General features: G+C 68.2%; 19 protein-coding genes. 4 read left to right on the top strand and 15 right to left on the bottom strand.

Annotated elements, in window-relative coordinates; all coding sequences use genetic code 11:
- Positions 1-72: 72 nt before the first annotated feature.
- Entirely contained in the window at positions 73-1,224 is a 1,152-nt protein-coding gene (locus tag EL337_RS09615) for an iron-siderophore ABC transporter substrate-binding protein (protein WP_232786772.1), read from the top strand.
- Here EL337_RS09615 and EL337_RS09610 read toward each other — a convergent pair.
- Genes EL337_RS09610 through EL337_RS09560 form a run of 11 tightly spaced genes read right to left on the bottom strand, consistent with a single transcriptional unit; the run spans position 1,217 to position 12,808 of the window.
- Positions 1,217-2,266: an isopenicillin N synthase family dioxygenase gene (locus EL337_RS09610; RefSeq protein WP_048631893.1), complete on the bottom strand. Its 1,050-nt coding sequence runs from the start codon at positions 2,264-2,266 to the stop codon at positions 1,217-1,219. The two genes, EL337_RS09615 and EL337_RS09610, sit on opposite strands and share 8 nt — an antisense overlap.
- Positions 2,263-2,787, bottom strand: coding sequence for a hypothetical protein (locus EL337_RS09605; protein ID WP_048632126.1), 525 nt, complete (start codon positions 2,785-2,787; stop codon positions 2,263-2,265). Before EL337_RS09605 ends, EL337_RS09610 begins: the two co-directional genes overlap by 4 nt.
- Complete coding sequence (gene alc, locus EL337_RS09600) at positions 2,784-3,803, bottom strand: allantoicase (protein WP_048631894.1); 1,020 nt, start codon at positions 3,801-3,803, stop codon at positions 2,784-2,786. Before alc ends, EL337_RS09605 begins: the two co-directional genes overlap by 4 nt.
- Entirely contained in the window at positions 3,803-4,555 is a 753-nt protein-coding gene (locus tag EL337_RS09595; protein ID WP_048631895.1) for an aspartate/glutamate racemase family protein, read from the bottom strand. The genes alc and EL337_RS09595 overlap by 1 nt, the downstream gene beginning before the upstream one ends.
- Entirely contained in the window at positions 4,552-5,850 is a 1,299-nt protein-coding gene (gene allB, locus EL337_RS09590; RefSeq protein ID WP_048631896.1) for an allantoinase AllB, read from the bottom strand. The genes EL337_RS09595 and allB overlap by 4 nt, the downstream gene beginning before the upstream one ends.
- Positions 5,850-6,695, bottom strand: a complete 846-nt coding sequence (locus tag EL337_RS09585; protein ID WP_126316550.1) for an N-acyl homoserine lactonase family protein — start codon at positions 6,693-6,695, stop codon at positions 5,850-5,852. Before EL337_RS09585 ends, allB begins: the two co-directional genes overlap by 1 nt.
- On the bottom strand, positions 6,695-8,272 hold the full coding sequence (locus tag EL337_RS09580) for an ABC transporter substrate-binding protein (protein ID WP_048631898.1): 1,578 nt from the start codon (positions 8,270-8,272) through the stop codon (positions 6,695-6,697). The genes EL337_RS09585 and EL337_RS09580 overlap by 1 nt, the downstream gene beginning before the upstream one ends.
- On the bottom strand, positions 8,269-8,913 hold the full coding sequence (locus tag EL337_RS09575) for a cysteine hydrolase family protein (protein WP_048631899.1): 645 nt from the start codon (positions 8,911-8,913) through the stop codon (positions 8,269-8,271). The genes EL337_RS09580 and EL337_RS09575 overlap by 4 nt, the downstream gene beginning before the upstream one ends.
- Positions 8,914-9,918 (bottom strand): ABC transporter permease, encoded by a 1,005-nt coding sequence (locus EL337_RS09570; RefSeq protein WP_048631900.1) that lies wholly within the window; start codon positions 9,916-9,918, stop codon positions 8,914-8,916.
- A gap of 2 nt (positions 9,919-9,920) precedes the next feature.
- A complete protein-coding gene (locus EL337_RS09565) occupies positions 9,921-10,790 on the bottom strand; it encodes an ABC transporter permease (RefSeq protein ID WP_048631901.1) in 870 nt (289 codons plus the stop codon).
- Positions 10,790-12,808 (bottom strand): ABC transporter ATP-binding protein, encoded by a 2,019-nt coding sequence (locus EL337_RS09560; protein ID WP_048631902.1) that lies wholly within the window; start codon positions 12,806-12,808, stop codon positions 10,790-10,792. The genes EL337_RS09565 and EL337_RS09560 overlap by 1 nt, the downstream gene beginning before the upstream one ends.
- Positions 12,809-13,023: 215 nt before the next feature.
- On the opposite strand from EL337_RS09560, the gene EL337_RS09555 reads away from it, so the two are divergent.
- Positions 13,024-13,686: a TetR/AcrR family transcriptional regulator gene (locus EL337_RS09555; protein ID WP_048631903.1), complete on the top strand. Its 663-nt coding sequence runs from the start codon at positions 13,024-13,026 to the stop codon at positions 13,684-13,686.
- A 161-nt stretch (positions 13,687-13,847) separates the two neighbouring features.
- Positions 13,848-14,894, top strand: coding sequence for an NAD(P)-dependent alcohol dehydrogenase (locus tag EL337_RS09550; protein ID WP_048631904.1), 1,047 nt, complete (start codon positions 13,848-13,850; stop codon positions 14,892-14,894).
- A 2-nt stretch (positions 14,895-14,896) separates the two neighbouring features.
- Here EL337_RS09550 and EL337_RS09545 read toward each other — a convergent pair whose 3' ends face one another.
- Positions 14,897-15,205 (bottom strand): DUF3349 domain-containing protein, encoded by a 309-nt coding sequence (locus tag EL337_RS09545; protein WP_048632127.1) that lies wholly within the window; start codon positions 15,203-15,205, stop codon positions 14,897-14,899.
- A gap of 199 nt (positions 15,206-15,404) precedes the next feature.
- Here EL337_RS09545 and EL337_RS09540 point away from each other — a divergent pair, with 199 nt between their 5' ends.
- Complete coding sequence (locus EL337_RS09540) at positions 15,405-16,988, top strand: APC family permease (protein WP_048631905.1); 1,584 nt, start codon at positions 15,405-15,407, stop codon at positions 16,986-16,988.
- Here the strand turns inward: EL337_RS09540 and EL337_RS09535 are convergent, their stop codons facing one another.
- From EL337_RS09535 to EL337_RS09525, 3 genes are read right to left on the bottom strand one after another with little or no spacing between them, the layout of a single operon-like run.
- Entirely contained in the window at positions 16,989-17,975 is a 987-nt protein-coding gene (locus tag EL337_RS09535; protein ID WP_048631906.1) for an FAD binding domain-containing protein, read from the bottom strand.
- On the bottom strand, positions 17,972-18,508 hold the full coding sequence (locus EL337_RS09530) for a (2Fe-2S)-binding protein (RefSeq protein WP_048631907.1): 537 nt from the start codon (positions 18,506-18,508) through the stop codon (positions 17,972-17,974). The genes EL337_RS09535 and EL337_RS09530 overlap by 4 nt, the downstream gene beginning before the upstream one ends.
- Before the next feature lie 6 nt (positions 18,509-18,514).
- The gene (locus EL337_RS09525) at positions 18,515-20,683 is read right to left on the bottom strand and encodes a xanthine dehydrogenase family protein molybdopterin-binding subunit (RefSeq protein ID WP_048631908.1); all 2,169 of its coding nucleotides are present in this window, start codon (positions 20,681-20,683) and stop codon (positions 18,515-18,517) included.
- Positions 20,684-20,739: the final 56 nt, after the last annotated feature.

Here is a 20,739-nt window from a genome sequence, read left to right as displayed (position 1 = left end):
CCGTGTCACACCGAGATCATTCCCGCGACGTGCCCTGACCTGGTGCTAAGCCCAGGATGTTACGGTCGGCGCGTGCTGATCACCGGAGCCCGGGCGGGCCGCAGGGCCTCCCGGTCAGCGGGCCTGGCCGCGCTGGGGACGGTCGTCGCCGTCGCACTCGGCGCATGCGGCTCGTCGGGCGAGCCATCCGGCACCGGAACCGGTGGCGAGGGCACCCTCGTGACCAGCACCACCCGCATCGCGAACGCCGGGGTTCTCGGCAACGACCGACGACCCGACGAGTCCTGTGCGCCGGAACCCGCGCGACTCGACGAGGGTCCACCCGACCGTGAGGTCCGCAACGCGGTGGGCCACGGCGTCTCGCCGCCGATCCCGGACATGACGCTGGTGCGCGCGGATCCGCAGCGCATCGCCGTGCTGTCGGTCGACCAACTCGACGCACTGTGCGCGCTGGGGCTGCAGTCCCGCATCGTGGTCGCGGCCACCACCGACGGGTCCGACACGCAGCCGTCCTACCTCGGCACCCTCATCCACGACCTGCCCGCGGCAGGCAGCCGCAGCGAGCCCGACCTCGAGGCGATCCGCGCCGCGACCCCCGACCTCATTCTCGGGTCGGTGGCTCTGACCCCCTCGGAGTTTCCTGCGCTGACCGACATCGCCCCCACCGTCCTCGGTGGTGCACCGGGGACGGCGTGGCAGGACAACCTACGCACCGTCGGGGCCGCGACCGGACGGCTGGCAGCCGCCGACGCGCTGATCGAGGAGTTCGACCGGGCCGCCGCCAAGACCGGCCAGGACAACGACGCGACGCACTTCCAGGCCTCTGTGGTGCAGTTCACCGACACCACGATGCGGGTCTTCGGGGTGGACAACTTCGCCGGCAGCGTGCTCGCCGACGTAGGGGTGGATCGTCCTGCGGCGCAACGGTTTTCCGACAAGCCCTACGTCGAGGTGGGCATCACCGACGAGGATCTGGGCAATTCACCCGATTTCTCGATCGCCGAGGGCGACGTCGTCTACGTGTCCTTCGCCACGGCCGAGGCGCGCGAACGCGCACCCAAGGTGATGGACGGCGACGCCTGGCGGCGGTTGTCGGCCAACCGCGACAACCGCGTGTTCGCGGTGAACAACGAGGTCTGGCACGGCGACGGCGAGCCGGGCAATATCGTCGCGGCGCGCGGGATACTGGCTGACCTGCGCTGGGTCAACTCCCCGATCAACTGACCTGCTGCCCTGCCCCGTGGATGGCCTGCTGGCCGAACTGCCCTGTCTGGAGCGCGCCGTCGGGCAATACCAGCTCCCCCGAGTCGACGCGGTCCCGCAGATACCGGAAGGTCTGCGCGGTTTGGGCGAACAGGTGCTCCCCCGCCCGAAGCGCAGGCCGCTCTGCGGCGCCGGCGGGCACGAATTGCGGCAGTGGTCTGACCTCGGTGTCGTAGTCGACATTGAAGAACAACGGGAACGAATAGCGCTCCTCGACCACCTTGCGCACCCGGTGGCTGGTCGCAACGAACGCACCATTGGTCCACAGCTCCAGCAGATCACCGATGTTGACCACATACGTCCCGGGCATCGGCGGCACGTCGATCCACTCACCGGCACCGTTGAGCACCTCCAGTCCCGGGCCCGTCGGCTTGAGCAACGTGAAGCACTCGTAGTCGGTATGGGCGCCGATCCCGAGAACATCCGCGGCGTCCGGGTTGTACGGGTAATGCACCAGCCGTAACTGGCTCGGTGTCTTGGTGGCGTGCCGGGAGAAGACGTCGGGATCTTCGCCGAGTGCCACCGCGAACGCCCGCAGGAGTCGATGGCCCACAGCGAGCACCGCGTCGTAGTAGGCCGTGACCGCCTCGGCGAAACCGTCGAGTTCCGGCCAGGTGTTGGGGCCGAGCATCGGGTTGCCCGCCAGGTAGTCGGGATCGTCGTCGGGCAGATCCAGCGCGGTGTCGAACGCCTCCTTCACGTCCGGGGTGCCGGTCTCCACGCCCTCTTCCCCGACCGGCACGTACCCGCGGTGACACCTCGACAGGCCGATGTAGCTGCGCATCTTCTCCTCCAGCGGCAGCGCGAAGAACTGTCTGGTCGCCGCCAGCATCCGCTCGAACAGCGCCTCGTCGATACCCGTCCCGCTGACGTAGAAGAACCCGACGTCGCGTGCTGCCGCACCCAGCTCGGCGGCAACCCGGTCACGGTCCCCGGCGACCGTCGACTGCAGACCGCCGATGTCGACGATCGGAATGGAGGTGAAAGATGTTGCGCCACTCATGTGTTCGTCATCCCTTCGCGTCGCTTGACCATCCAGAGCACGTCGTCGGCACGCACGGTGCCCTCCCCTGTCTCGATGTCGGCCCAGCGAGGGCTGCCGACCTCGCCGATGTCGACCCGTCCGGCACCGGCGAACCCGAACCGGGTGCCGACACGCAGCAGCAGGCCGGGGGCACCCTCGGGGCCGGACAGGAAGACGGCCCAGCAGGGTACGGGCGCGACGTCGTCGCGCACCCAGTGCTCGACGTAGTCTGCGCCGATCCCGGTCTCGACGAGAGTTCCCTCGTCCCAGCGCATCTCACCGATGTCAGGGGGACTCGGGGCCTGCAGATCGACAGCGCGCTGCCACTCGAACACGCCGCCGTCGTCGCGCAGTGCGCCCGCAAAGCCGCGTGAGTCGACGAACGCCGTGATCCCCTGCAGCCACGTCACCTCCGTTCCGGTGTCCCGGGAGCCGTCCGCCTCGACGAGCAGGGTGCGGCGCCAGAGTCCGACGCAGTCCGAGGCCCGTACCGCGCTCACGTGGACCGCTCCCACCGGTCCCGCAGCTGCCGGGCACCGTCTGCGGTCGGGGTGCCGATCGCCCGGATCCGGGCGATACCGCCGTCCGGGTAGGCCGCCACCCGCAACGCGGTGATGCCGGCAGCAGTCACCCGGAACACCTGCCGGGCGTCGGGAAGGAGCACCGTCTTGGGCAGCACCGGGATGTCGAAGGGAACCAGTGCCCACCCGTGTTTGCCGTCGGGGAGGCAGCGGCTACCCAGGACGGACGCGGCGACCGAGGAGTTGAACACGAAGTAGGAGGTGTCGATCTCGAGGCGCAGCAGGTCGGCAGCCGCGGCGAACGAGATGATCACCGCGTCGTGCGTGTCCGGCCCGATGTCACGGCGCCTGCGAGTCTCCCAGCCGTCGCCCATGTTGCGCGGCCGGTCCGGCGAGATCACCGCGCAGGCGTCCGAATAGAAGCTGTCGCTGCACCATTCGACCCGGCCGCCCTGCTCGACACCGGACATCTCCACGGTCAGGTCGGCCCAGTCCGCGGGGTCCGGGATCACCTGGCCGTACACCCGCAGCCGTGCGACGCCACCGTCGGACGCCAGCCGGAGGCGCAGGTGGGTCCAGCGGCGTGGGTCGGCGACCGCCACGACGTTGTGGGCGTCGGCCTTGAGCACGGTGTGCTCCACCAGGGAGGTCCAGCCGACCGTCGGCGCCGTCGGGTCGGCGGCGCGGTCCAGGACGCAGGCCGCCACGCTGCAGGCGCTCGGATGGTTCCCGGAGAAGAACCGGGTGTCGACGTCGACGGCGTCGATCCGTCCCGGCGCACCCAGCCGCACGATCACCCAGTCGCCGTCCGGCCCGGCGTGCCTGCGGGTCTCCCAACCGTCGACGACTTCCCCGCGCAGGTCGAAGGTTCCCGGGACGAATGCGGGTTCGGTCGGGTCGAGGAGGCGCTCCTTGACCCCGAACGATTCGTCGCTGGCCGCGACGACGCTTCCGCCGAGGACACGGGATGCGAGATCGACTCCTGCAGGGTGCATCACGACCCCAACCCCAAAGCCCGCGAGAGCGGCCAATGACTGCGCGGGTTGGCGGGCCCCGGCGCATACACGCCGGCCTTGCTGGTCTGCAGCCCGAGGTCGACGACGGCCTGCGCCAGGGCGACAGCCGCGGCGACGCCGTCAACCGCGGGCACGCCGACCTTCGCCGAGATGGCCGCCGTGACGCCGGCCATTCCGGCACACCCGAGGCAGATCACGTCGGCGCCGTCGTCGGTGACCGCGCGAGCAGCCTCGGCGACGATCGCGGCGACCGCCCCGCCCGGATCGGCGTCGACGTCCGCGGTTGCGAGCCCGCACGCCCGCACCGACGCGCAGCGGGCATCGAGACCGGCCAGCCGCAGCCGGTCCTCGATCGGGGCGATGGACCGCTCCAGCGTCGTCACCACCGAGAACCTCCTGCCCAGCAGACAGGCCACATGCCCCGCGCATTCGGCGATGTCGAGCACCGGCACCGTCACCATCTCGGCCAGCGCATCCCTGCCGTGCTCACCGAATCCGGCGAGTACCACGGCGTCGAAGGCGAAGGTGCCTGCGTCGAGCAACGTGGCCACGATGTCCATCACTCCGACAGCGGAGAGGTAGCTCTCCGCCGCCGAGTCGATCGCCTCGGCGCCGAACCGCGGATGCAGACAGGTGATCTCGGTACCGGGCCGCGCGGCCGCCCGCGCCGCCGCGGCCACCTCGGCGGTCATCGTCGCCGACGTGTTCGGGTTCAGTACGAGAATCTTCACACCGTGACCTCCGCTCGGTGGTAGACCGACCGGCCGGCCACCCAGGTCCGCAGGACGCCACCACGCAGCGTGGTCCCGTCGTACGGCGTGAGCCCGTGCCGGTGCAGCAGGTCGGCGCCGCGCACCACATCGGAGACGTCAGGGTCGAAGACACACAGATCGGCGCGCCGGCCCACGGCGATACTGCCCCGGTCGTCGAGTCCCGCCATGGCGGCAGGATTGGCCGACATCCACCGGCTCAGATCGGACAGCCCGAAGCCGCGGCCCCGCGACTGCGTCCACACCGCTCGCGGACCGAGCTGCAGGGAACTGATTCCACCGAAGGCGACACCGAAGTCGCTGCCGCCCTTGAGTTCCGGCGCGCACGGGGAATGATCGGACACCACCATGTCGATCGTTGCGTTCGCGAGCCCGGCCCACAGTTGTTCCCGGTTGGCCGACGAGCGAATGGGCGGACAGGCCGCGAACTCGGTGGCACCTTCGGGCACGGTCTCGGCGGTGAACGTCAGATAGTGCGGGCAGGTCTCTGCCGTGACGGCCAGCCCGGACCGCTTGGCCTCGGCGATGATCCCCAGCGTCTGCGCGCTGGACACGTGCACGATGTGCACGCGTGCCCCGGTCGAGCGCGCAGCGTCCACCGCGAGCGTGACGGCGTCCACCTCGGCCTCGTCGGGGCGCGACTGCAGGAAGGTGTCGTAGCGCCCGCCTGCAGGACCCGGCGTGGTGGCGAGCACAGCGTGACTTTCGGCGTGTACCAACAGGATCGAGTCGAGGTCGGCGACCCGCTGCGCGGCCTCGACGAACTGCGCGGGCGACAGATGGGCAAAGTTGGGGTTGCCGGATTCGGAGAGAAAGCACTTGAAGCCGAGCACCCCGGCCTCGGCCAGCGAGGCGAGTTCACCGCCGTTTCCCGGCACGACGCCGGCCCAGTAGCGGACGTCGACGTGGCAGTGCCCCGCAGCGGCGGCTTCTTTGACGCGCAGCGCCTCCACGCTGGTGGTCACCGGGTCGGAATCCAGCGGCATGTCCACCACCGTCGTGATTCCCGCCGCCGCCGCCGCGGCGGTGGCGGTGGCGAACCCCTCCCAGCTCGTGCCGGGGTCGTTGACGTGTACATGGGTGTCGACGAAGCCGGGTAGCAGCGCCGCGGGCGCCGGGATGTCCACCACGTCGACGCCGCCGTAATCGGCCTCGCGCGATCCGACCGCGACGATCATTCCGCCGTCGACCGCAACGGATCCCGGCCTGACCTCGCCGTCGATCAGCACACGGTCGCCGCGCAGAACCAGATCCATCAGCCGCTGACCGTGAACCGGTCGTGGAAGTGCTGCGTCATCTCCGGCCACACATGCGGGTCGTGCCCAGGGATCAGCGGGTAGCCCTTGTCGGCGGCGAGTTGCTTGAGCCTGCGGATCGGCTCGATCGTCTCCTCGGGCTCGACATTGACGAAACCTCCGATGGCTCGCTCGTGCTCGATGTTCTCCGTCAGATCCGCGGCGTCGAAGGCGAACACGTAGCCGCCGGCCTCCCCGTCACCGACCACCGACTCGTCGAGTTCGACGACGAAACTCTGATGCCCCGGCGTGTGGCCGTATGTGGGCACGGCCGAGATTCCCGGCGCGATATCGGCTTCCCCGTCGGCCAGCTGCCAGTCGATACGGGGGTCGTCGAAATCCACTCGAAAGATGGCGTGCCGCTCCGGTTCCGGATACTGGGACAGGCCGAATTCGAGCTCACGCCGCTGGGCGTGCACGGGCACCTTGCCTGCGAACAGCTTCAGCCCGCCGGCATGGTCGACGTGCAGGTGCGACAACCCGACGAGCCGGATGTCGTCGACGTCGACCCCGATGGCCGACAGCGATTCCTCCAGCGGTTCACCCGGCCCCGGCAACACCGGCTGGTACTCGACGGTCGGGAAGTACCGCCGGTGGAGGTAGGGGTCGCGGATCAGGGCGGTGTTGAACCCGGTGTCCAGAAGCACCCACCCACCGTCGGTTTGCAGCAGGACACCGGGCACGGGGCACCGGAACCGTTCCTCCGGCGGCGACCCGTACACCGACACGGCCTTCGGCAGGTCCTCCCAGCCCAGCGTCAGCAGGACGATGCGCCGGACCCCGCTCCTACGGCTCAGGGTGGCCATCAGCCGACCGACAGCGCCGCCAGCCGCAGCGAGTTCGGGTTGGTCACCGTGTGCGCCTCCTCCACGCCCTTGAGCCATGGCTGGGCGACCACGAAATCGTTGACGTTGGCCACGTTCAGCCAGCATCCGGTATCGGCGGCGGCCGCTGCGGCCTCCGAGAAGGCCTGAGCGTCACCGGTTTCCAGGCCACGCGTCAGCGCGGCGGTGATCGGCGGTGCCGAGCACCCCAGGTAGTTCAGTCCTCCGTCGGGATCCCAGGAAATGTGGCCCCAGGTATAGGGCGACGGGGCGTCCGGCCACGCGAGCAGCGTCAACACCTCAGGTGCCGCCATCCCGTCGCCGCCGATCCACTCGTAGATCTGCGAGGTCGGGTAGCTCTGCACCTGCGCGGTCAACCCCGCCGCGGCCAGCTGTGTCTGAATCAGATTGCTGATCAACTGGTTGTCGGGATTGCTGGAGTCGTAGCCGATGGTGACCGCCTTCTGGTCTGCGGGCAACCCGCCGGCGATGCCGGACAGCACCGAGGGGTCGTGCGTCAGGCTCTGCGTGGCGAGGTCGTCGGCGATCATGTTCGCCGGATACAGCTGTCCGGCGATCTCGCCGCGACCGAAGTACGTCTGCTTGACCAACTCGTCGACGTTGACCGCCTGCAGCAGCGCTTTCCGGTTGTTCACGTCGGTCAGCATGCCTTTGTGCGGGTTGACGTAGAGGTAGTTCGACATCATGGTCGGCAGCGAGTAATGGGCGTACGCATCGTTGTCGAGGTAGGACTGCACCGCCGACGAGGGCAGGTCGTGCAGGATCGCTGCCAGTTGCCCGTTGTCGAACTGCAACTGCTGGGCCGAGACATCGGTGATGACCGGGATCTCGACCTTCTCGAAATACGGCTTGGTGCCCCAGTACTCGGGATAGGCCTCCAGCGAGTAGCGTGAGCCCACCTCAGCCGCGGTCAGGACGTACGGTCCCGTGCCCAGGTCGTGATTGGTGAGATAGGACTGGGCGTTGTCGGAGCCCGCGTTCTTCGTCAGGCCTTCCGGGCTGAGCATGCGGGGACCGTACGGGCACGCGAGGTAGTCGAGGAACGCCGAGTTGGGCGCCTTCAGCGTGATGGTCACATCGTAATCACCCTGGGTGGTCACCGATTCCACGTCTTTGACCATGTAGGCCGGGCCCTGGTCGACGGCGAGTCTGCGGTCGAACGACGCCTTCACCGCGGCAGAGGTGAACGGTGTGCCGTCGTGGAAGGTGACGCCCTCGCGGAGCTTGAACGTGAACACCCTGTTGTCGGGCGAGGCTGTCCACTCGGTCGCCAGCAGCGGCTCCAGTTCCGGCTTGTCGGTGCCCGCCTTGTACTGCAGCAGACCTTCGTAGGTGTTGGTGGTCAGCAGCAGGCCCTGTCCCGCATAGAAGATGTCCGGGTCCGGCGGCTGCCCGGGATCCTGCAGAAACGACAGGTGCAGCACTCTGTCGGTCGGTGCGGCGTTCGGCGTGCTGTTCCCCGAATCGGAGCCACCACAGGCGCTGAGCGTCAGCGCCGCAACGGCGGCGACCGCGGCCAGGACTCGGAATTTGATCATCGGGTGGCTCCTTCGAGGATGCGGGTCGCGCCGAGTTCGGCGAAAGCGGCGAGGATCTCATCGGTGGTGCGCAGGGCGCCGGTCTGCAGGTACTCCATGGCATCGAGCGCGGCGTCGTGGCGGTACTGCGACGAGCCGCCCACGCAGTCGCTGACCACCCGGACGTAGAAGTCGCGCTGGTGCGCGTCGGCGAAGGTGTAGTGCACACAGACGTCGGTCAGACCGCCGATCAGGATCAGGGTCGACGCCTTGAGTCCCGACAGCACGATCTCGAAATCCGTTCCGATGAAACCGGAGTAGCGGCGCTTGACGATGTGGAACTCGTGGTTGGGACCGTCCAGGTTCGGCCTCAACGTGGGCTCGAGGTCGGTGCCGGGACCTCCGTCCACACAGTGCACACCCTCGGTGCCGTCGAGTTCGCGTCCGAAATCGATCCCGCTGGGGCGGTGCACCTCCTGGAAGAACACCACGGGTATGCGGGCCTCCCTGGCTGCCGCGACCAGCCGCTGCGCGCGGCCGACGCGCTCGACGTGGCCGGGCATCACCGGGATGCCGGCGTCGTCGGCGGACATCCCGCCGCCTTCCTGGATGTCGACGACGACGAGCACGGGATTGCCCACGATGAGCGGTTGTTTCGGCACCTAGCCTCCTGTGAGTGCGATACGCGGATCTGCGGCGACCTGGAGCAGGTCGACAGCTGTATTGATGACGACGTAGAGGGCGCCGAGCATCAGCGTGACACCGGCGATGGCCGGGAAATCGGCCACCGGGATGCTCTGCGCGATGTACTGGCCGATGCCGGGCCATCCGAACACCTGCTCGACCACCAGCACGCCGGAGAACATCAACCCGATCTGCAGACCGGTCATCGACAGCGCCGCGCCCACCGAGTTGCGCAGCACATGCCGCCTCATGATCTGGGATTCGGACAAGCCCTTGGCGCGAGCGGTTCTCGCGTAGTCGCTGTCGATGTCGCCGAGCAGGCTGCTGCGCAGCACCCTACCGATTCCGACGGCAGGACCGAGCGCGATGACAAGTGCGGGCAGGATCAGGTGGTGCAGCGCGTCGGCCACGACGTCGAACCGGCCGTGGATCAGCCCGTCGACGGTCAGCAACCCGGTGGGCCCGTCCGGCGGGTTGGGCAGTGCGATGCGGCCGTTGGCCGGCACCCAGCCCATCATCTTGTAGAACACCAGCAACCCGAGGATCCCGAGCAGGAACATCGGCGCCGACGAACCGGTGAACAGCACGGCGCGCAGCACGCCCGAGCCGCGCCATTTGAGCGTGGTACTGAACGCCAGCAGGACAGCGAGCAGCAGCGCGATCGCGATCCCGTACAGGGCGAGCTCCATTGTGGCGGGCAGAAAGTCGCCGAGATCGGACAGCACCGGGTGCCGGGTCCGGTAGGAGGTGCCCAGATCCCCGGTGACGGCGCCGGTGAGGTAGTTCCAGAACTGCACCAGGACGGGCTCGTTGAGTCCGAGCGCCTCGCGCCGCGCCGCGACGGCCTCCTGGGAGGCCTGCGCACCCAGCTGCGACTTGACCGGGTCCAGCGGAGAGATGTTCTGCAGCAGGAACATCACACCGGTCAGCGCGATCAGGATGAGCACCATCGCGCCGACCCGGGACGCCACGAACGTCTTCATGTCTAACTCGTCTTCATCAGGTTGCGCAGACAATCGCCTGCAATGTTGGCGATCAGTGCCAGCACCAGCACGCCGAGGCCGGGCATGACCGGAATCCACCACTGCTGCAGGAAGTAACTGAGATTGCGGGCCGAGTCGGCGCCGAGCTCCGCGGCGGGGGCGGCCTGACCGAGACCGAGGAACGACAGCGAGGCGAGCGTGAGGATCAACGTGCCGATGTCCAGGCTGGCCGCCACCAGGGTGTTGGGCACCGCACCGGGCAGCAGGTGTCGGCGCGCGAGCCGCAACGGGCTCACACCCGACACTTTGGCCGCCTCGACGTGCGGCCGGGCCGCCAGCCGGGCGATCTCTCCGCGCACCAGCCGCGCATAGAACGGCCACCACACGATGGACACCGCGATCAGCGTGTGGACGAATCCCGGCCCCAACGCCGCCACCACGGCGATCGCCAGCACCGGGGCGGGCAGTGACAAGAACGCGTCGGTGATGCGCATCAGCACCGCGTCGACCCAGCCGCCCGTGGCTCCGGCGACGAGGCCGACGATGCCGCCGATCAGCAGGCCGATCGCCACGACAGCCAGGGCCGCAAACCAGCTCGACCGCGCGCCGTAGAGCACGCGGGACAGGATGTCGCGGCCGATGCTGTCCGTGCCGAGCAGGAATCCGTTCGCGCCCGGCGGCTGCAAGGGCAGGCCCGCGGGCGTCAGCGGGTCGTAGGGCGCAAGGATCGGAACCGCGACGACCACGAGTGTCACCACGATCACCGACGAGAAGCCGATCCAGTTGATGAGCGCCGACCGAGACTGCGGCAGCGAGAGCAGCCGGCGTTCACGGCCACCCACGAGCGGCACAGCGGGAAGTGCAACAGCCATCAGACCGCCTTCCGTTCGATGCACGCCACCTGGTGCGGATTTCCGGGGTAGCTCTCAAGTCGCACGTCGAGGTCGGCGTCGCTGCACGCATCGACGGAGATCGGGCACCGGGGATGGAACGCGCACCCGGCCGGCGGGGACAGCGGGCTCGCCGGTTCACCTGGCAGGATGCGGGATTCGCGACCCAGGTCGGGGATCGAGCCGACGAGAGCGCGGGTGTAGGGGTGCGCGGGCGCGCCGATCACCTGTTCGGCAGGCCCGAGTTCGACGATGCGCCCCAGATACATCACCGCGATGCGGTCGGCGATCACACGCGCCACCGAGAGGTCGTGGGTGACGAAGACGACCGACATGTCCAGGCTCCGGCGCAGATCGCCGATCAGGTTGAGCACCGCGGCGGCCAGGGAGACATCGAGGGCGCTTGTGGGCTCATCGCACAGCAGCACCGACGGCGGCACCACGGTGGCACGCGCGAGCGCGACACGCTGGCGCTGCCCGCCCGACAACTGGGCGGCCCGCGACTTCGCCATATCCGCGGACAATCCCACCCTCTCCAGCACCGCGGCGACGGCAGCGCCGCGGTCGGCCCGCGACATGCCCACGGCTCGCAGGCGTTCGCCGATCAACTCACCCACCGACAACCACGGAGTCAGCGACGCGCCCGCATCCTGGAACACCATCTGCGGCCGGTTGCCGTCGCGCAGGCGCACTTCCCCCGTCGTCGCCTTCTCCAAGCCGGCGATGATGCGCAGTAAGGTCGATTTCCCTGAGCCGCTCTCCCCCACCAGCGCCACCGATTCACCGTGCTCGACCCGCAGCGAAACACCCCGCAGCGCATGCAATTTGCCGCCGCTGTCCGACCGATCCAGCCAGCGTCGGGCCACCGAGAACGTCTTCGACACGTCGTGCATCTCCACCGCGGGCGGATGCTCCGGTCGTTCGTCGCCGGGCCGTGCCGGGAAGGGCTCGTCGGTCGTGGTGGACGCAGCTCCCAACTCCGCGGCGACCCGGGCCATGGGCAGGATGCAGGCGCTGACGCGGTCGGTACCCACCGCGATGGGATCGGGTGGCTTCTTGCCACAGTCCTCGGTGGACAGCGCGCATCTCGGCTCGAATGCGCAGCCAGGCAACGGGGTGACCGGGCTGGGCACCGACCCGGGCAGTGCCGCCAACCGCCGATCGCGCGCCGTGTCCAGCGTCAACCGCGACCGAAGCAGGCCATGGGTGTAGGGGTGGGCGGGGTTGCCGAGGAGCTCTGCAGTCGGGCCGATCTCGGCGATCCGGCCGGCGTAGAGAACCGCGATCCGGTCGGCGATCTGCGCCGCCACCCCGAGGTCGTGCGTGATCAGCACAATGCTGCAACCGATCTCGTCACGCAGCCGCTGAAGCAGACGCAACACCTGCGCCTGCACCGTGACATCGAGTGCGGTCGTCGGTTCGTCGGCGATGATGAGCTCGGGGTCCCCGGCGATCGCGATGGCGATCATCACGCGCTGCCGCAGACCGCCGGACAGTTCGTGAGGATAGGACCGCAGCCGCCGCGCGGGCTCGGGAATACCGACCGCGGTGAGCAACCGCAGCGCCTCCTCCTCGCTCCCTGCCGCCTCCATCACCTGTCTGCCGATCCTCATCGTCGGGTTCAACGACGTCATCGGGTCCTGGAACACCGCCCCCAGGTCCAGCCGCCGCACCTTTCGCAAGGCATCGGCCTTGAATCCGGCCATTCCCTTGACCATGTCGTATCCGGCAACCCGGACAGCACCCCGGGATCGCGCCTGTTCGGTGAGCAGACCCAGCAGGCTGAACCCCAGAACGCTCTTGCCTGAACCAGATTCACCGACCAGACCGAGGATCTCGCCGGGGGCGATGGCCAGGGAGACACCGCGGAGCGCGTGGATGTCACGCCCGTTGCGTGAGAACGTCACGTGCAGGTCGGCCACGGTGGCAACGGGATCGCGATCCGTGCGCGCCCCAGCGCTCACAGCGGATGCGTCGACCGCGGATGCCGTGGTGCCCATCTGAGCGCTCCCGGAGATGAAGAGTCACACCGTCACGGCACGCCACTGCGCCGTTTGCCTGTCGATCGACAGTTTTCCCCGGCGATTCCCATGGTGGGTGTCGCTGGCGTAACCAATTGTCGCCGGGGGTAACTGGTGGGTATCCGACGTTTCTATCGTGTGACAGATATTTGCGCGTATACCGCCGACGACGCGTTGTAGGCAACGATGGAGCCATGCCGCTCACCCGCGCCGGCCGGCCCCGTCTGCACGCACAGCGCCGCCCCGGGACCACCGCGCGAGACGAAATCCTCGATGCGGCAGGCGAATTGTTCACCACACTCGGCTACGCCGCCACATCCACCCGCACCATCGCCGAGTCCGTCGGCATCCGCCAGGCGTCGCTCTATCACTACTTCAGCACCAAAGACGACATCCTGTGCGCTCTGCTCAGCCAGACCGTGGCCCCCACGCTGGCGTTCATCCCGCGCCTGCAGACCGCGTACCCCGGCATGACAGAGCCGCAGCAGCTGCACGCGCTGGCCGCGTTCGACGGCGCACAACTGCTCGGTGGCAGGTGGAACCTCGGTGCGCTGTACCTGCTGCCCGAACTGCGCGACGCCAGACTCGAACCGTTCTTCTCCGACCGGGAACGACTCCGTCTGCACTATTTGCAGCTCAGTCTCGACATCGTCGGCCACACCGGGGTCGACGACGCAGCGGCCGACCTTCCGTTCCGCCTGGTCGAATCTTTGGTCAACATGTGGTCGACGCCACAGGGGCCGCAGCGGGAGCAGCTGCCGATCCACGTCGCCGACGCCTGCCTCCGGGTACTCGGGGTCCCGGATCGTGATGCGCGCGCGTCACGCACAGGTACCCGAGCTTTGCTGGAAACGTGACGACGATAACGTGACTGACACCGGCGAGCGGAACTAACCTCCTCCGCGGACGCGTTGAGAACAGGTGTCGCCGTCGCCACGGCCTTTTGGCGCGCCCCGTGACGGGGTAGGTGACGACCACTGAATACGACTATCACCAACTACGACCGAAAGCTTGACCAATGAGCACTGTTTCCGCTTACGCAGCAACGTCCGCGACCGAGCCGCTGACCCCGACCACCATCACGCGCCGCGACGTCGGCCCGCATGATGTGGCCTTCGACATCCATTTCGCCGGGATCTGCCACTCGGACATCCACACCGTGCGCGCCGAGTGGGGCGAGGTCGGATATCCGCTGGTGCCGGGCCACGAGATCGCAGGTGTGGTCACCGAGGTCGGCGCCGAGGTGACGAAGTTCAAGGTTGGCGACCGTGTCGGCGTCGGCTGCTTCGTCGACTCCTGCCGCGAGTGCGAGTCCTGTCTGGCGGGTGAGGAGCAGTACTGCACCGGCGGCGGCATGGTCGGCACCTACAACGGCGTCGGCCGTGACGGTCAGTCCACCCAGGGCGGATACAGCGGAGCGATCGTCGTGGACGAGAACTACGTGCTGAACATCCCGGACGCCATCTCGCTGGACAAGGCGGCGCCCCTGCTGTGCGCCGGCATCACCACGTATTCGCCGTTGCATCACTGGAACGCAGGCCCGGGTAAGAAGGTCGCGGTGATCGGCCTCGGCGGACTCGGACATCTCGCGGTCAAGATCGCCGTGGCGATGGGTGCCGAGGTCACCGTGCTGAGCCAGTCGCTGAAGAAGATGGAAGACGGCCTGCGCCTTGGCGCCACGGCGTACCACGCCACCAGCGACCGTGACACGTTCAAGCAGCTCGCGGGCCACTTCGACCTGATCATCAACACCGTGTCGGCGAACCTCGACCTGCAGGACTACCTCAAGCTGCTCAAGCTCGATGGCACCCTCGTCGAGCTGGGCATGCCGGAGCACCCGATGGAGGTTCCGGCGGGTGCACTGATCTTCGGTCGGCGCAGCATTGCCGGATCGCTGATCGGCGGCATCGCCGAAACCCAGGAGATGCTGGACTTCTGCGCCGAGCATGACGTGGCGCCGGAGATCGAGGTCATCGAGCCCGACTACATCAACGAGGCGTACGAGCGGGTGCTGGCCAGCGACGTGCGCTACCGCTTCGTCATCGATACCGCGTCCCTGCGGTAGCTCTACTCGGTGGCTGCTGTGCCGAACTCCACCCCGGCCAGCGGCCACCCGGCGGCGGCCAGGCGCGCCGCCACTCGCTGGACATTCTCCGGACCGGCGTCGTGGTGGGTGACGTCGGCGATGAAGGCGGCGATCTCGTCGACGGCGATCACGCCGTCGGCGGTGTCGGCCGACCGGTCCGCGGTGAGATTGGCGATCACCTCCTTGACCTGCTCTTCGGTCAAGGGCGTGGCCCGCAACAGCGCGAGCAGCGGCACCCGGTCGGGGCCGGGGACGCCGTCGGGGTAGCCGGCGCGCAGCCAGTTCAGGATGGAACCCAGCAACGACGTTGTAGTCACCCCCTCAGTGTGGTCTTCATCTCGATCGGATGCCATGCGGCGTCGCAGTGTTTGCGCCGGAGTCGCCTGCCGTTCACCCCGCGACATCCCAAACCTGGAAGTTTGCTGGGAATCGTGTTAATAGCCTATTTCCCCGGTTGTCGAGTGGTCTATACCGTGTCACGCTCCCGCGATGACCACTGAATCAGAAGCCGTGGACTCCGCCGCGCCGGCGGGACTGAAGAAGGGTGCCATCGGCATCGTCGCAGTCATCTTCATGGCTGTCGCGAACGCTGCGCCCATCACGGCGATGACCGGCAACACACCCATCGCTGTGGGTTACGGCAACGGACTCGGCGCACCTGCCGGGTTCCTCTTCGCCACCATCATCCTGACGTTGTTCGCCCTCGGCTACGTGGCGATGGCCAAGCACATCACGACGACGGGCGCGTTCTACGGGTTCATCTCCCACGGACTCGGCCAGGTGTGGGGAATGGCCAGCGGCATGCTGGCGACCTTCGCCTACGTGGTGTTCGAGGGCTCGCTGATCGGTGGCTGCGCGTACTTCGCCAACGACGCGGTCAACACGATCGTCGGAGTCGACATTCCGTGGCTCGTGTTCGCCGTCGGCGCGATCGTCATCATCGCTGCGCTGTGCTATTTCCACATCAGTTTCACCGCAGCGATTCTGGGTGTGACGCTGGTGGCCGAGGTGCTGATCCTGTTCGCACTGGCGTTCTCGGTGATCTTCTCCGGAGGCGGACCGGACGGCTTCATGCTCGATCAGACCGTGCTGCTGAACAAGGCGTTCGAGGGTCTGCCCGCGGGCGCGTTCGGCACCGCGGCGGCGGCCGGTTCGATGGCCATCGGCCTGTTCTTCGCGTTCTGGTCGTGGGTCGGCTTCGAGACCACCGCCGTCTACGGCGAGGAATCGCGCAACCCGAAGAAGATCATCCCCCGGGCCACGCTGATCGCCGTGATCGGACTCGGTCTCTTCTACACCTTCATCTCGGCGATGGTGTTGGCGGGCAACGGCGCCAAGGCCTCGGTGGAGGCATCGATCAGTGCCTCTCCACTCGACCTGTACTTCGGCCTGGTGGAGAGCAACCTGGGCGGATTCCTGCTCGATGTCTACAAGATCCTGCTGGTGATCGGATCATTCGCCTGCGCGCTGGCCTTCCACAACGCGGCGTCCCGCTACCTGTTCGCATTGGCCCGCGAGATCCCCTCGGCCGCAGCGCAGAAGTCGATCGGCGCCGCGCACCCCAAGCACGGCTCGCCCTACATCGCCTCCACGGTGCAGAGTCTGATCACCCTCGCCATCGTGCTGGCATTCGCGTTCTTCACCGCCGTGCAGGTCCCGGACGCCGACGGGGTGCCGGTGGACACCCCCGCCCTGGTCCCCTACGTGAACATCTACGGACTGCTCGCGTTGATCGGCACCGCCGCGATCCTGCTGGTGCAGGCCATCTGCTCGGCGGCGGTGATCTCCTACTTCTGGGCCCGAAAGACGCACCGCGGCAACATCGTCACCACGCTCATCTGTCCGGCGATCGGCGGTGTGGCGATGCTCTACGTGGTGTGGCTGCTGTGGGACAACCGCGCGTTCGCCGCGGGGCTTGCCGCCAACTCGGACGTGTTCAAGGTCGGCCCGTACATGATCCTCGCGGTGTTCCTTATCGGCCTGGCCTACGCCCTGTGGCTGCGCTACGCCAAGCCCGAGGTCTACGCCGAGATCGGCCGCACCGTGATTGAGGATGCCCACGAGCGCAGCTAGTCACGACCGCGCAGCAGCGACGGTCAGCGCACGCACCACGCTGTTCCTGGCGAGCGTGACCTTGAAGCCGTTCTGGCTCAGGGGCACCGCCCCCTGAATCAGCGCTGCCGCCGCGGCGCGGAAGGCGTCGCGCCTGGGCGGTCTGCCCACCAGCTCCGCGTCCGCGGCGTCCACTCGCCACGGCCGGGCGGCCACGGCACCGACCGCAACCGCGGCGGAGCCGATGACGCCGTCGCGGACCTCCAGGCAGGCGGCGACCGACACCATCGCGAATGCATAGCTGTGCCTGTCTCGCACCTTCAGATACCAGCTGTGGGCTCCGTACGGTGACGGCGGCACCTCCACACCGGTGATCAGTTCCGCTGCGCCGACAGTGTTGTCACGCTGGGGCTGAGTTCCCGGCAGCGTGAAGAACTCGGCCATCGGGATCGTCCTGCTGCCGGTGGGTCCGGTCACGTGGACGATCGCGTCGAGGGCTGCCAGCGCCACCGCCATGTCCGATGGATGCACCGCGACGCAGTCCGGGCTGGCGCCCAGGATCGCGTGCTCGCGATTGAACCCGTCCCGCGCAGCGCAGCCGGAACCCGGCGTCCTCTTGTTGCAGCGGTCGAACGCGGGGTCCATGAAGTACGGACACCGGGTGCGTTGCATCAGGTTCCCGCCGACGGTGGCCATGTTGCGGATCTGGGTCGTGGCCCCCGACAGGATGGCCTGCGACAACACCGGATACCGGGTACGGACCAATGGGTGGTTCGCGGCCGCGGTGTTGGTCACACCCGAGCCGATCATGACCCCGCCGGCCGGCGTTGTGGTCACCGCGTCAAGGGCGAGCCCGGTGATGTCGACCAGCGCGGTGGGCGCCTCGACGCCCGTCTTCATCAGGTCGAGCAGATTGGTGCCACCGGCGTAGTAGCGTGCGCCGTTGACCACCGCACGCTGGAGCGCGTCGTCGACGGTGGTCACCCGCATGTAGTCGAAGGTTCTCATGACGCCTCGTGCACGGCGCTGATAGCGGCGACGATGTTGGCGTAGGCGCCACACCGGCAGATATTGCCTGCCATCCGCTCGCGGATCTCGTTCTGCGACAGAGTCTTCGGCCCATCCGCAATATCGGTGGCCGGACCGTCGAACGACGCCGCGGACAGGTCGCCGCGTCCGTGCTCGCGCAGCAGCGCACGCGCGGAGCACAGCTGCCCGGGGGTGCAGTAGCCACACTGGAATCCGTCGTGGTCGACGAATGCCTGCTGTAGGGGGTCGAGGTCATCACCGTCGGCGAGCCCCTCGACGGTGCGGACGTCGGCGCCGTCGATCGACACCGCCAACGTCAGGCAGCTCAGCTTCCGCTCGTCGTCGATCTCGACCGTGCACGCTCCGCACAGTCCGTGATCACAGCCCTTCTTGGTGCCGGTGAGCGCGAGGCGTTCACGCAGCAGGTCCAGCAGGGTCGAGCGGATGTCGATGTCGACGTCGCGCCGGACGCCGTTCACCGTCAGCCGGACGGGGTGGGTCGGTGTCGTCATGGTCGCTCAGCTCTCCTGGTCGGTGTCGTCGGGTTCCATCAGCGTTTCCAGCGTTATCGGCAAGTCACGCAGTCGCTTTCCGGTGGCGTGGTAGATGGCGTTGGCGATCGCGGCGGGTACGCCGCAGGTGCCGACCTCTCCGATACCGCGCACGCCGATCGGGTCGAGCCCGAAGTCCTCGCCGTCGATGAAGGAGATGTCGAAGTCCGGCCGGTCGGCGTGCGTGGGCACGTAGTACTCGCCGATCAGCTGCGCAGTGGTGGGGTCTCGCGGAACCTGTTCCAGCAGAGCCATTCCCAGACCGAAGGTGATTCCACCCATGATCTGGTTGGTGGCCAGCTTCGGGTTGAGCACCCGGCCGCAGTCCATCACCGCGACCCACCGGGTGACCGCGACCCGGCCGATCTGCTCGTCGACCTCGACCTCACAAAAGTGCGCTCCGAACGATTGCGAGACCGCCCCGGTGTCCGGCGCCCCGTCGCTGGACACGGTGAAACTCAAGGTGGCTGCCAGCCGTCCGGCGTCCTGTGGATCCGCCGTGCCCAGGCGACGCCTCCACTCGTGCGCGGCGGCGAACACCGCCGACCCCACGGTCGCGGTGGTCTGCGAGGCGCCGCTGTACGGTGCGTCCGCGAACGACGAGTCGCCGGAGTCGAAGCCGACCGCGGACAGCGGCAGGCCAGTGATGTCGGCGGCCAGCTGCGTCATCACGGTGCGCACCCCGGTACCGATCTCATGGGTGGCCGCGCTGAACCGGACCCGGCCTTCGGCGTCGGTCACCACGCCGCAGCTGGCCGGCATCCTGCGACCCGGGTAGGTCGCGGTGGCCATTCCCCAGCCGAGGTGAACACCGTTGCGCTGCATGCTGCGTGGCGCTGCGGGACGGCGTTCCCAGCCGAACCTGCGCGCGCCGTCGGTGTAGCAGCGGGCCAGGTGTGCGGCCGACCACGGGCGCCCGTTGGTCTGATCCCGGTCGGGCACGTTCGCCAGCCGCAACGCCACCGGGTCCTGCCCTGTCGCGCAGGCGAGTTCGTCCATCGCCACCTCAAGCGCGAACAGGCCGGGCGCCTCCCCCGGTCCGCGCATGAAGCACGGTGTCGGCGCGTTGATCCGGGCGACGGTGTGGGTCACGTCGAGCCTCGGCGACCGGTACAGCATGCGCGCCGACAAGCCGGCCGGTTCGCAGAAGTGCGCCACCGTCGACGTCTCGGTGAGGGTGTGCTGTTCGATGCTGACCAGAGTCCCGTCGGGGTCCGCGATCAACGCCACCTGTTGTTCGGTGCGCGGCCGGTGACCGGTGGAGGTGAACATCTGGTTACGGGTCAGGACCAGTTTGACCGGGCGGGCCACGGCGCGGGCAGCGACCGCGCACAGCACCACGTGCATCCACAGAAAGCTCTTGGAGCCGAAGGCCCCTCCCACCAACGGGGAGACGATGCGGACGTGGTCCTCGGGCAGATCCAGATACGCTGCCAGCGCGCGACGCTCGCCGGTGATCCACCGGGTGGTGTCGTGCACGACGAGGTGGTCGCCGTCCCACTGCGCGATGGTCGCCGACAGCTCGATCGGATAGTGCGTATTCACGGGCGTGCGGTAGGTCGCGGCCACCTTGACCCCCGCCGGCTCGGCGAGCGGGCCCCGGTGATCCTGCAGCTTCTCCTCCGTCAGCTTGACGAAATGGTCTGGGCGGTAGGCGCCGTGGCGGATCAGAGCATCCGGATCGTCGTCGTCGGCCGGATGATCCAGCACGTCGGCTGCACACAGCTGTGGAGGCGACGCGATGTAGTCGAACTCCATCAGTGAAGCGGCCTGGGTTGCGTTCTCCGGCGAATCGGCCACCACCACCGCCATGTGCTGACCGACATGCTGGACGGTCAGATCGGACAGTGGTGGTCGACGCTCCAGAGGCAGATCCCAGGTGAGGTCCTTCGGAAGCACCTGCAGCGGTGGGCCGTTCAACGGCGTCACCACGTGCACTACGCCCGGAGCCGCCGACGCGCGGGCCGACGCCGCGGCGACGGAATCGGCGGTGACTCGTCCATGCGGGATCTGCGCCTGCACCATCGCCGCGTAGAGAACACCCTCGACGGGAGTGTCGGCGGTATAGCGCGCCCGCCCCGTGACCTTGTCGACTCCTTCGACCCGATTGACGGGCCGCCCCACCGAAGATGCCATGCCTCCAGTGTCGGCGACATCACCCGGCGCCGTCGACGATGCTGCCGGGGGTGCGG

The organism is Mycolicibacterium aurum (genome assembly GCF_900637195.1).
Classification (GTDB): Bacteria; Actinomycetota; Actinomycetes; order Mycobacteriales; family Mycobacteriaceae; genus Mycobacterium; species Mycobacterium aurum.
This window is presented reverse-complemented; position numbering and strand designations above follow the sequence as displayed.

What these genes read in the sequence shown, in the direction of transcription:
- EL337_RS09610 (WP_048631893.1), bottom strand. Translation starts at nt 2,266, where the DNA reads ATGAGTGGCGCAACATCTTTCACCTCCATTCCGATCGTCGACATCGGC.
- alc (WP_048631894.1), bottom strand. Translation starts at nt 3,803, where the DNA reads ATGCACCCTGCAGGAGTCGATCTCGCATCCCGTGTCCTCGGCGGAAGC.
- allB (WP_048631896.1), bottom strand. Translation starts at nt 5,850, where the DNA reads ATGGATCTGGTTCTGCGCGGCGACCGTGTGCTGATCGACGGCGAGGTC.
- EL337_RS09585 (WP_126316550.1), bottom strand. Translation starts at nt 6,695, where the DNA reads ATGGCCACCCTGAGCCGTAGGAGCGGGGTCCGGCGCATCGTCCTGCTG.
- EL337_RS09580 (WP_048631898.1), bottom strand. Translation starts at nt 8,272, where the DNA reads ATGATCAAATTCCGAGTCCTGGCCGCGGTCGCCGCCGTTGCGGCGCTG.
- EL337_RS09570 (WP_048631900.1), bottom strand. Translation starts at nt 9,918, where the DNA reads ATGAAGACGTTCGTGGCGTCCCGGGTCGGCGCGATGGTGCTCATCCTG.
- EL337_RS09565 (WP_048631901.1), bottom strand. Translation starts at nt 10,790, where the DNA reads ATGGCTGTTGCACTTCCCGCTGTGCCGCTCGTGGGTGGCCGTGAACGC.
- EL337_RS09560 (WP_048631902.1), bottom strand. Translation starts at nt 12,808, where the DNA reads ATGGGCACCACGGCATCCGCGGTCGACGCATCCGCTGTGAGCGCTGGG.
- EL337_RS09555 (WP_048631903.1), top strand. Translation starts at nt 13,024, where the DNA reads ATGCCGCTCACCCGCGCCGGCCGGCCCCGTCTGCACGCACAGCGCCGC.
- EL337_RS09550 (WP_048631904.1), top strand. Translation starts at nt 13,848, where the DNA reads ATGAGCACTGTTTCCGCTTACGCAGCAACGTCCGCGACCGAGCCGCTG.
- EL337_RS09540 (WP_048631905.1), top strand. Translation starts at nt 15,405, where the DNA reads ATGACCACTGAATCAGAAGCCGTGGACTCCGCCGCGCCGGCGGGACTG.
- EL337_RS09535 (WP_048631906.1), bottom strand. Translation starts at nt 17,975, where the DNA reads ATGAGAACCTTCGACTACATGCGGGTGACCACCGTCGACGACGCGCTC.
- EL337_RS09530 (WP_048631907.1), bottom strand. Translation starts at nt 18,508, where the DNA reads ATGACGACACCGACCCACCCCGTCCGGCTGACGGTGAACGGCGTCCGG.
- EL337_RS09525 (WP_048631908.1), bottom strand. Translation starts at nt 20,683, where the DNA reads ATGGCATCTTCGGTGGGGCGGCCCGTCAATCGGGTCGAAGGAGTCGAC.